The 9,895-nt window shown below is 67.9% G+C and carries 9 protein-coding genes, 1 tRNA gene, 1 other RNA gene and 1 pseudogene; 7 read left to right on the top strand and 5 right to left on the bottom strand.

Annotated features, from left to right (window positions below):
• Positions 1-149: 149 nt before the first annotated feature.
• The gene (locus JOZ00_RS08180) at positions 150-1,439 is read right to left on the bottom strand and encodes an aminotransferase class I/II-fold pyridoxal phosphate-dependent enzyme (protein WP_293342241.1); all 1,290 of its coding nucleotides are present in this window, start codon (positions 1,437-1,439) and stop codon (positions 150-152) included.
• A 78-nt stretch (positions 1,440-1,517) separates the two neighbouring features.
• An RNA gene (gene ffs / locus JOZ00_RS08175) (signal recognition particle sRNA small type) lies at positions 1,518-1,612 on the bottom strand.
• Positions 1,613-1,690: 78 nt separating this feature from the next.
• Here ffs and JOZ00_RS08170 point away from each other — a divergent pair.
• Together JOZ00_RS08170 and JOZ00_RS08165 are read left to right on the top strand one after the other, a co-directional pair.
• Positions 1,691-1,776: transfer RNA gene (locus tag JOZ00_RS08170), tRNA-Ser, on the top strand.
• 93 nt (positions 1,777-1,869) lie between these two features.
• Positions 1,870-2,682 (top strand): hypothetical protein, encoded by an 813-nt coding sequence (locus JOZ00_RS08165; RefSeq protein WP_293342239.1) that lies wholly within the window; start codon positions 1,870-1,872, stop codon positions 2,680-2,682.
• 6 nt (positions 2,683-2,688) lie between these two features.
• On the opposite strand, the gene JOZ00_RS08160 is transcribed toward JOZ00_RS08165, so the two are convergent.
• Positions 2,689-3,432: an enoyl-CoA hydratase/isomerase family protein gene (locus JOZ00_RS08160; RefSeq protein ID WP_293342236.1), complete on the bottom strand. Its 744-nt coding sequence runs from the start codon at positions 3,430-3,432 to the stop codon at positions 2,689-2,691.
• Positions 3,433-3,449: 17 nt separating this feature from the next.
• The gene (locus JOZ00_RS08155) at positions 3,450-3,827 is read right to left on the bottom strand and encodes a hypothetical protein (RefSeq protein WP_293342233.1); all 378 of its coding nucleotides are present in this window, start codon (positions 3,825-3,827) and stop codon (positions 3,450-3,452) included.
• 175 nt (positions 3,828-4,002) lie between these two features.
• Between JOZ00_RS08155 and JOZ00_RS08150 the strand changes: the two genes are divergently transcribed.
• The 3 genes from JOZ00_RS08150 (at position 4,003) to JOZ00_RS08140 (ending at position 7,570) form a co-directional block, all read left to right on the top strand.
• Positions 4,003-4,452 (top strand): lipoprotein LpqH, encoded by a 450-nt coding sequence (locus tag JOZ00_RS08150; protein WP_293342247.1) that lies wholly within the window; start codon positions 4,003-4,005, stop codon positions 4,450-4,452.
• 98 nt (positions 4,453-4,550) lie between these two features.
• Positions 4,551-6,206 carry a hypothetical protein gene (locus tag JOZ00_RS08145; protein WP_293342230.1) on the top strand — a complete coding sequence of 552 codons (1,656 nt, stop codon included), beginning with the start codon at positions 4,551-4,553 and terminating at the stop codon, positions 6,204-6,206.
• A complete protein-coding gene (locus JOZ00_RS08140; RefSeq protein WP_293342244.1) occupies positions 6,197-7,570 on the top strand; it encodes a CHAT domain-containing protein in 1,374 nt (457 codons plus the stop codon). The genes JOZ00_RS08145 and JOZ00_RS08140 overlap by 10 nt, the downstream gene beginning before the upstream one ends.
• A 1-nt stretch (position 7,571) precedes the next feature.
• Here JOZ00_RS08140 and JOZ00_RS08135 read toward each other — a convergent pair whose 3' ends face one another.
• The gene (locus JOZ00_RS08135) at positions 7,572-7,916 is read right to left on the bottom strand and encodes a hypothetical protein (protein ID WP_366022277.1); all 345 of its coding nucleotides are present in this window, start codon (positions 7,914-7,916) and stop codon (positions 7,572-7,574) included.
• 44 nt (positions 7,917-7,960) lie between these two features.
• Between JOZ00_RS08135 and JOZ00_RS08130 the strand changes: the two genes are divergently transcribed.
• Complete coding sequence (locus JOZ00_RS08130) at positions 7,961-9,283, top strand: hypothetical protein (protein WP_293342224.1); 1,323 nt, start codon at positions 7,961-7,963, stop codon at positions 9,281-9,283.
• Positions 9,280-9,895 (top strand): annotated as a pseudogene (locus JOZ00_RS08125) (hypothetical protein); the annotation flags it as partial. The gene JOZ00_RS08130 and the pseudogene JOZ00_RS08125, both read left to right, overlap by 4 nt.

The following is a 9,895-nucleotide window of genomic DNA, read 5'->3' as shown; positions in this document are numbered from 1 at the left end:
TCGGCGAAGGTTGCCGGTCGGTACTTGCGGTAGAGGGCCACGGTCGCCCACGCTACCGGCGCCGTCCGACGGCCGCCCGGCTGGAGTCGAGTGTGCATCAGCGGCTTCGAGCGTGAACGTAGGGCGGAATTTCGCGGCGAATGCAGCCGTCAGCGCACACTCGAGGCGCCGTTGAGCAACCGCTCCGACGCGGCCAGCAAGGCGCAGGTGGCCAGCCCGTCGACCGCGTCGCGCAGATCCGGCAGCGACGGAAAGGTCGGCGCGATCCGGATGTTCGTATCCTCCGGATCCTTGCGGTACGGGAAGGACGCACCCGCCTCGGTGACGGCGATGCCCGCGTCCTTGGCCAGCGACACGGTCCGCCGCGCGGTGCCGGGCAGCACGTCGAGGCTGATGAAATAGCCGCCCTTCGGCTCGGTCCACGACGCGATCTTGGACTCGCTCAGCCGCTGATCGAGGATCTCGAGCGCCAAGTCGAACTTGGGAGCCAGTATCTGCTGATGCCGCAGCATGTGCAGGCGCACGCCGTCGGCGTCGCCGAAGAAGCGCAGGTGCCGTAGCTGGTTGACCTTGTCCGGGCCGATCGACTTCTTGGCGGCGTACTGCAGGTACCAGGCGATGTTGCCCAGCGATCCGCCCAGGAAGCTCACGCCCGCGCCAGCGAAGGTGATCTTGGACGTGGAGGCGAGGACGTACGGCCGGTGGGCGTTGCCTGCGGCTTCCGCCAGCCCCAGCACGTCGACCTGACGGATGAACTCATGGGTCAGGGTGTGCACCGCGTACGCGTTGTCCCAGAACAGCCGGAAGTCGGGGGCGGCCGTCCGCATTTGGACCAGCCGGCGAACCGTCTCCCAGGAGTAGGTGATCCCGGTGGGGTTGCCGAACACCGGCACCGTCCACATCCCCTTGATCGCGGGGTCGACGGCGACCAGCTCCTCGATCAGGTCGACGTCGGGGCCGTCCTGCAGCATCGGGATGGGGATCATCTCGATGCCCATCGTCTCGGTGATGGAGAAGTGCCGGTCGTAGCCGGGGACGGGGCACAGGAACTTGACCTTCGGCTCGTCCTTCCACGGCCGCTGCGAGTCAACGCCGCCGTACAACATCGAGAAGGCGACGAGGTCGTGCATCAGCTCCAGGCTGGAGTTGTTGCCCGCGATCAGGTTCTGCACCGGGATGCCGAGCAACTGCCCGAAGATGGCCCGCAGCTCGGGCAGGCCGTGCAGGCCGCCGTAGTTACGGGTGTCGGTGCCCTCGCTGTCGCGGTAGTCGTCCCCGGGCAGGCTCAGCAGCTGGTTGGACAGGTCGAGCTGCTGGGGCGACGGTTTGCCCCGGGTCAAATCCAGGGCGAGCTTCTTTGCCTGCAGATCCGCGTAATCCTGCTGGTTGCGCGCGTGAGCGGCGGCGAGCTCGTCAGGACTGAGGGACTCCAACGACACCATGAACCCTTTCGCTGTCGAAGGCGGGGCGATCGCATGCGCGGCGAAACCGGGCGCAGCGCTCACCACTCATCAAACCGAAGGGGACCCCGCGCACCCGACAGAGCCCATTGACCCTTGCTGCCTTCCGGCCCTGGGGGAGTTCACAGGATAGACGCCGCGCGGGGTCCTTCGGCGAGTGTAGTACCTGCGTCGGACCGACCGGTGAGCAACTGACAGCGGCCCTGACACCCTCGGTTACCATGGCCCACGGAGGATTCGCCTAGTGGCCTATGGCGCTCGCCTGGAACGCGGGTTGGGTTAACAGCCCTCGCGGGTTCAAATCCCGCATCCTCCGCAATTGGTCCGCCATGCGGACATGCACGAATTGGTCTGGATTCGGGTCGGCCGCCTTTAGGCTGGCCTGAGCCAATCCGGCTTGAGGAGGCTTATGGGGCGCAAGGTCGCCATCCCGTGGCACGCGTCTTTCTCGGTCGCTGCCGGCGTCCTCTACTTCTTTTTCGTGTTGCCCCGCTGGCCCGAGTTGATGGGCGACACCACGCACTCGGTGGGGACGACGCTTCGGATCGTTGCGGGCGCATTGATCGCCCTGGCCGCGCTGCCGGTGGTGTTCACCCAGCTGCGCACCCGTAAGCCCGAGCTCGGGACGCCGCAGCTGGCTCTGACGATCAGGCTCTGGTCGATCGTGGCGCACGTGCTGGCCGGCGTGCTGATCATCGGCACGGCGGTCAGCGAGATCTGGCTCAGCCTGGACACCTTCGGTCAGTGGCTGTTCGGGATCTACGGGGCGGCCGCCGCCATCGGATTGCTCGGCTTCTTCGCCTTCTATCTCTCCTTCGTCGCCGAGCTGCCGCCTCCGCCGCCGAAGCCGATCAAGGCGAAGGAACCCAAGAAGCGTCGTAAAGACCGCAAGAAGGGCTCCGAGGCCGACGTCGAGGACGAGGCCGAAGAGACGGACGAATCCGAAGAAGCTGAAGAGGCCGAGACCGTCGAAGCGACGGCTACCGAGCCGGAACCCGAAAAGGCCGAGGAAGCTCCGGAAACCGAGGAGTCCGAAACCCCCGCAACGGCTGAGGCAGAACCCGAAGCTGCCACCGAAGAGGCGCCGACCACCGAAAAAGCCACCGAACAGACCGACGACGGGGCCAGGTTGCGCAACCGGCGGCCGACGGGGAAGGGCTCGCACCGGATGCGGCGCAGGCGCGGTGGTGTCGCCCTGGACGAGGCCACCGACCAGGAATAACTTCCGTCAGTCCTTGCGGCGCATGCGCTCTACGTAGGCTGCGATGCGTTGCTGGGTCAGATCCGACCCCCACATCTTTCGGACCTCGTCATCGGCGCTGCCCGCCTCGCGGATCCGCGCGATCGCCGGGGCTCGCAACTGCGCTTTCGTGTGGCTGTAGGCCTCGGGCGGAATGTCGCCGAGGTCTGACGCCTCCGCAACGGCCGCCTCGAGCAGATCGTCGGAGACGACGCGGTGGGCCAGGCCGCTGGCAACCGCCTCGGCGCCGCGATACGTGCGGCCGGTCAGCAGCGCTTCCTCGGCGTGACGCCCGGCCGCGTAACGCATGACCTCGAGCGCGGCGACCGGAAACGTCACCCCGACCCGCACCTCTGCTGCGCCGATCTGAGCCTCCGGGCTGATGAGGCGCCGATCGCAGGCGCAAGCGAGCACGCACCCGCCCGCGATGGCGGCGCCGTTGATCGCGGCCACCGTCGGCCCTGGGTAACTGAACGTCGCCTCGAAGGCCGCGGACAGCGCGGGCACCAGCCGGTCGGTGTAATCGGCGCCGCCCTCGACCACCCGGTTGAGGTCAACCCCGGCGCTGAAAACCCGGCCCGCTCCGGTGACGACCAGCGGGCCACCACTCGAGGCCGCCTTATCGCGAACCGTGGCGGCCAGTTCTTCGAGCAGCTCGACGTCCTGGGCGTTGACCCGCCCCGAGGACAGGGTCAGCACCTGTACCGTTCCGAAGGCCTGGGTCTCTATCATGGCCACAATCCGCTCGGTCAGCTCGTCGCCACGATGACGACAGGGATGTCGGTGTTCTCGTCGGTGTGATAGCTCGCGCAGACCCGGTGGTAGCCGTCGGCGATCTGCAGCGGGACGCCCTTGGAGAAGTCGCCACGCACCAGCAGGATGGGCGACAACGGTTGGCCCTTCTCGATCTTGGCCAGATCCTCGGCGACGTGCGGGTTGTCGACGTCGAGCAGGCTCAGCTGCGCCGCCCGCAGGATGTCTTTGGCCTTCTTGTGCGTGACGGTTCCGGCCTTCAACTTTTTCGTCACCTTCTTCACGGTCTGCGCGTCCGCGAGCATGGCAAGGTAGTCCGCTGCCGCCGGAAAGTCGTGAGCCTCAGGCTTTTCCAGCCATTGCACGCTTGCCATGGGTGTCTCCCTTCGTTGCGCCGACACCGAGGCAGCCTACCGCCTCGACGTCGACAAATTTGGGATCGGTAGCAACTCGGCCGTTCTGTACTTGCCCCAACGCGACGCCATCGGGGCGGCGTATCAAAGGAAGGAATCACAAGTGAAACGTCTTCTCGCAGCTGCGATTGGGACCCTGGGCTGTGCATCCGCACTCGTGGCCTGCTCCAGCGGCGGCCACACGGCCGGCCCGGCGTCGAGCACCGCGCCCAACGTGGCCACCGGCACGAGCGCACAGGTCAAGGTGGGCGGCACCGACCTGGCGGGCGTCAACCCGGCCTCGGTGACCTGCGTCCGGACCGGCGGAAAGATCGACATCGGCAGCGGCTCCACGGGCGGCGCCCAGCAGGCGCTGGCCGTGGTGATGACCGACGAGGCCACACCCAAGGTCGAGTCGCTGGCACTTGTCGTCGACGGCAACGCCCTGTCGGTCAGCAACGGCATGGGCGCCAAGGTGGGCTCGGCCAACGTGGCGGTGGACGGCAAGACCTACACCATCACCGGTCAGGCACAGGGCGCCGACATGAAGAACCCGATGGCCGGAATGGTCACCAAGGACTTCAACATCAAGCTGACCTGCGGCTGATCAATTCTGATTAGCCGGGCGGCGGGCGTGCCTCACTCACACGTCCGCCGCTCGCGGTTTGCACAACCCGGCGCCACCCGCGGACTTATGATGCAGCCGTGTCGATCCCCGGCGAATTAGACCGCGCCCGTCGGATGGCGTTCGCCGCCGATGAGACCGGAGCCCGGGATCTGCTGCTGTCGTTGATTCCGCGGATCGAGCAGGAAGACTCCGACGATCTCATGCTGGAAGTCCTTGCGCAGCTTGGCGAGATCTACCTCGTTCGCGGGGCCCACGACGGGGTGCGGGAATCCATCCGGCGCATCAATGACTGCCTGGCGATCTACGCGCACATCGGCGGCGCTGAGCACGCACAGATGATCCGCCGCTACTCCCGTCAGGCACAGTTCCTGCAAACCGGCCTGGCCGCCGCTCTTGGTGACCATGAAGGCGCGGCGTCCGCGTTGAAGCTGTTGGACGACAATGGATCCGATGACACCCACGTCCGCACCTATGCGCGCGTTCTGTGTGCCGGCGCGTTATGTGACGACGACCTGCACGTGCAATCAGTTCCGTTGTGGGAAAGCGCTATCCGCGACATCGAGGGCGGCGAGGGCGGTGACGAGGCCGCCGACCACCTCTGGATATCCGCAGCCACCGGGTATGGCAGGTTCTGCGTGGAGACGGGGCGGCTGGCCGAAGCCGAGCCCTGGCTGCGTCGAGCGGGTGCCAGGGCGCACGCAAAGGGCTGGGAACTGGCAGAGGCAAGAACACAATTGGAGCTGGCCACAGCGCGCTGGGCGGCCAACGACCACGCCGCAACCGAGCGCCTGGTGTCGCAGGCCTACCCCGTTATCGCCCGGTACGCGCGGGCGCACGACGTCGCCCGCTGCTGGCTGTATCTCGGCCTCACTCGGATGGCGAGCGGCGCCCTGGGTGCGGCCGACGAGTGCTGGGAACACGCCGAACGGCATTGGCGCGAGTTGGGGAAGCCGCTGCACATCCACCGGATTTTATTGCAGCGCAGCTGGATCGCGATTTTCCGCGGCCGGTTCGCGACGGCGGTGGAACAGATTGCCCAAGCCCGCGAGTGCCTCGACTCGTCGCCACGCAGCAGCTGGTTGCAGTACGCGCGCCTGGACAATCACCTGGGGACGGTGTGGCGGGCCGACGCGCTGGCCGACCTCGGCTTCGACGCCGCGGGCGACCCCGACGAGACACTGGAGGAAACCGAAGCCCGGCAAGCCGAGTCACTCGGCGTCCTGCGGGGTGAGGTGGGCTCCGACGCGTACTGGCGCGGCTTGCGCAAGCTCGAACAGGCGGCCGAATTGAAGGTGCCTGCCGCACTGGCGGTGGACTCGGTCCGGTATTCGATCGCCGACGCCGACGCGAGATCACGCTGGGCGACCAGCGTTTCGGCACCCATGCTGGCAAGCGCCTTCGCCGTCGCCTGGGAATGGGAGAACACCGAACTGATCAGTGAGCTCGTCGAATACCACAGCGCTCGCGGCACATTCAGCACCGACGCCCCGGCGCGGGAATTGGGCGAGTGGGCCGCCACCGCGACCGCACCGGTGGTCATCGATCCAGAGCCGGCACTGGCCGCGGCCGGGCCCGCCGTTGCCGGCCTGTCGCTGGTCCGACTCGGGCCCCTGCCACCCCTACAGATGCAGCCGGACAGCCCGGCGATCCTGAGTCGCTATCGCGCTCTGGCTTTACAGCGCTACGGCCGCGACGTCACCGCGGCCGAACCCGCTTGGTCGACCTGGCCGTGAGCGAGCGGCCGACTCTGGTCCTGCGGTACGCCGACGTCGGGATCGCCACGTATGCCAGCCTGCGGATCGTCGGGCAGCCGTCGAGGACCGTCACCTGGGTGGTGGAGGAGCCGATTCTGCTTGCCGCACTGCAAGAGCTGACGGATGCCCTGCCCGAGCCGCACGACCGGGAGAACCGGCGCGACGCCATCGAGCGCGCGCTCACCGCGGGACCGTTCGCAGCGCCCGACACCGAGCTGACGGTCGCCTACATCCTGGGTGTCCTGTTGATCGGCTCCGCCGGGTGGCAGCTGCTGATCGAGTGCATAGCCTCGCCGCGCCCGGTCCTGTTCGTCTCCCCCAGCGCGCGGCTGGCACGGGTTCCCTGGGGCCTGCTGGCGCTACCGAAATCGGGGCCAAGTAAGGAAGAGTTGGTGCGCGCCCGCCAGGAAGCGATCACCGCCAGCGGCCGGGCCGCCGCCCGAATCCCTTGGCAATTAACCGATATCGGTAAGCACACCGATGGATACCGGCTGATCGAATTGGTGGACGTGCTGCTGGCGGTGCCGCCGAACATCGTGCATTCGCCGCGCGATCCCGCCGACTGGGCTACCAGAAAGGACGGCCCACCGCTGCTGGTCCTAGATCCCCGGGTACCCGGACAGCGCCCGGATTCCGCGCTTGGCTCGGTGCTTGGCAGGCCATCGCCCGACACGCCCGTGGCGCGCCACTACGCCGAGTTGCTCGGGCACCGGTCGGTCCTGCCGCCCGTCGACTCCGCCGTCGAACTGTTCCGTCGCCCGGATGCCGATCGCACGTGGCTGGCCAAGCTGCTGGCGCAGAGTCCCTGCCGGTTGTTCTACGTGGGTCACGCGAGTTCCGCTGAGGGCGGCCCCGACGACGCGAGCAGAGCCGACCGGGCGGCGCTGCACCTGGCCGACCCGGCCGCCATCCCCGGAAACGCCGGAGCCATCGGCGATCACCGCCCGCTGACCGCGTCGGACCTGATGGCCCTGCGGTTGCCGACGCCACCCCGGGTGGCGCTGCTGGCGTGCGGGTCGGGCGGTGACTATCAATTCGACGAGGCGACCGGATTGGTGGCGGCGATGATCCTGGGCGGCGCACAGCTGGTGACCGCCACCTTGTGGTCGCTGCCGACGACGGCGGCGTATCGCCGGTTCGCCACGCCGGCTGATGAACAGGCCGACCCGATGGCCGATGTGGTGGTCGCCGTCGATCGCGCGCATGACGCCGCCGACGACGCCGGGTGCGCGGTGAATCGATGGCAGCGCGCCCAGATGCGGCGCTGGCGCGACGGCGAACTCACCGCCAGCCCGTTGTACTGGGCCGGTCTGGCCACCTTCGCGGTGGACGGTGCGCGTTAGCTCACAGCGCCGCGAGCCACGCGGCATGCACGGCCAGCACGTCGTCGGGCAACGAAAGCTCTTCGCGTGCAGCAGGATCGAATGCCACCAGGACGACGAGGCCGGGACGCAGCATCGACAGGTCGAGGTCGCCGTCGCAGCGCGCCAGCTTGCCGATGAACGTCTCCCCGGACACCGCGACCACCTCGATGAAAACCTGGCGCTCCTTGCCGACCTTGCGCACGGTGCCGACACCGACGGTCCGGTCCCCCGCGCCCTGTCGGCGACCGAATCGGATCGGGTCTAGCAGTTCCCACAACTTGTTCATGCGACCACGGTGACGCCGAGAACCGGCTACCGAACCCAACTTTTCGACTGCCGCAACGTTTGCTCTGCCCCTATTCTGTCCAGATGAGCGCGCATCCCCAGGCGCCGACCGTCGTTGCGGCAGGCCACCCCCGGCGATCGGTGATCGAGGCGGCGTGGCGGGCGATCGGCCCGGGCGTGGAAGTGCTCAGCGGCGACGACGGAGGCCCGTTGAGCCGGACCGTCAAACGCATCATCGATCCGCTGGTGCTCCGGCTGAGGTCGAACCCGCAGTATTCGGCCCCGGTCGTCGCCCCCGAGACGGCCACGGCAATGCACGAGCTGATCGTCGGTTGTGCTGCCGAATTACGCTCGGCCGCAGCATGGTTCGAGGTCCTCAAGCGGGAACGCCGCAGGCAGCGCATTCGCACCGGCAACGCCCAAGAGCTGTACTTTCCAGTCTGCTTCGAGCTCGCGGTGACCAAAGGTCAACCGGTGCAGCAGGATCGGGAGACCGCCGCCGCGGTGCTCGGCGAGATTCACGCGGGCCGCGACCGCACCGCGATCGAGGTGCTGCACCAGTACGTGGCGGATCCCGATGTCGTCGCCGCGCTGTCCGGTCAACTCGACCGCAGCTGGCGCGACGTGCGAGCCCCCGACAAAGCACCCGAGACCGCCGCATTCCTGGCCAAGCTCAGCACCGTCCTCGGGACCGCCGACAGCCATCGCACGACGGTCGCCCGGCAGCGTGTCTGGTCGACGATGATCGGCGACGCCACCCCGCACAACCTGGGCGCCCTGGCCCACATCGATACCGAAAGACTGCCGTGGTCAATCCTCGAGCTGGGGCTGAGTTCGGTTGCACCGCAACGTCAACCGAAGGTCACGGGTGACTCCGACACCCGGCCGCTGGATCGCAGCGTGGTGGACCGGGTACGCGCCACGCTGCGACGCGCGCTGGACCGCGACGCCTTACCCGACATCCCGATGCTGTGCGAAGAGGAGGTCGACCGGGTCTGCGCGCCCTGGGGATTGCTGTCGGAGGACAAGCAGGCGACGTTGGTCGCCGGCATCGAGGTCGCGGTCGAACTGGCCCCACTCAACCCGACGGTCACCAGTCGCTACGCGCTGGCCGCGACGATCCAGGCCCGGCTGCGCAAGGAAGCCTATGTGCTGCATGCCCGCCGCTACCTCGCCGAGGGCGGCCCGATCCATCCGCGCCAACGGCAAGTCGTCGACGACCTCGCCACGTACGCGCAGCCCTACCTGAGCCGGCTGTGGGCACGACTGCACGGACGTGACGTATGGCAGGAACCGTGTGCCGACGTCGACGATGTGCGCTCGCTCCTCGAGGGGGTCGCGCGATCGGTGAGCCTCGACCACCGGCAAAGGATCAAGGCGATGCTGGAATTGCAGGTCGCGGGATGAGATTGGTTGCGGATTCCGGCCTTTGGAGCACCGGCCCGATCGAAGAAGCCGCGACACCACTGATCGCGGTGCTCGAAGTCAGCGGCGCTGTGCTGTCCTGGACCATCGACGATCCACCCGACGCCACCCAGATCACGTTCACCGATACGTCGCGCGCCGAGTGGCTGTGGCGCGTCCTCGGCGAATCCGGACATGTCGCCCTGGCTTCGGCTTTGACCGCGAGGGACGCTACCGCCGAGGAGCCGGGCAGCATCGAACTCGCCGACGTGAGCATCCTGCCGGGCTCGCTGAGCCCGCTGCGACGGCTGGCCTTGGGGCATTGGCTGCGGCGCTGGTGGCCCGCCAGTCGACAGGACGGCATCGCGGGCCTCGACCGTGCGGTGCTCGACGTCGAGGTCGCGTTGCTGACTGCACGCGCGCAGGGTTACTTCACGGATGACACGTTTGATTCGGACGTCGCGGAGCTCATCGCACCGCACGCCGCGGCCTTGATCGGCCATATCGCCGCCGGGGATCCGCGGATATTCGACCTGGCGCGGGCAGGCGCCGGGCTCGCCGAGGAATTCGGGGTGGACGTCCCTGCATGGCCAGAACTCTTTGCGGCCCTTGATG

The sequence above is a fragment of the Mycobacterium sp. genome, from assembly GCF_019243155.1.
Classification (GTDB): Bacteria; Actinomycetota; Actinomycetes; order Mycobacteriales; family Mycobacteriaceae; genus Mycobacterium.
Note: the sequence above shows the minus strand (reverse complement) of the source record. Positions and strands in the feature narration are given on the sequence as shown.

Coding starts and splice junctions, on each gene's coding strand:
- JOZ00_RS08165 (WP_293342239.1), top strand. CDS start 1,870: ATGGGGCGCAAGGTCGCCATCCCGTGGCACGCGTCTTTCTCGGTCGCT.
- JOZ00_RS08160 (WP_293342236.1), bottom strand. CDS start 3,432: ATGATAGAGACCCAGGCCTTCGGAACGGTACAGGTGCTGACCCTGTCC.
- JOZ00_RS08155 (WP_293342233.1), bottom strand. CDS start 3,827: ATGGCAAGCGTGCAATGGCTGGAAAAGCCTGAGGCTCACGACTTTCCG.
- JOZ00_RS08130 (WP_293342224.1), top strand. CDS start 7,961: ATGAGCGCGCATCCCCAGGCGCCGACCGTCGTTGCGGCAGGCCACCCC.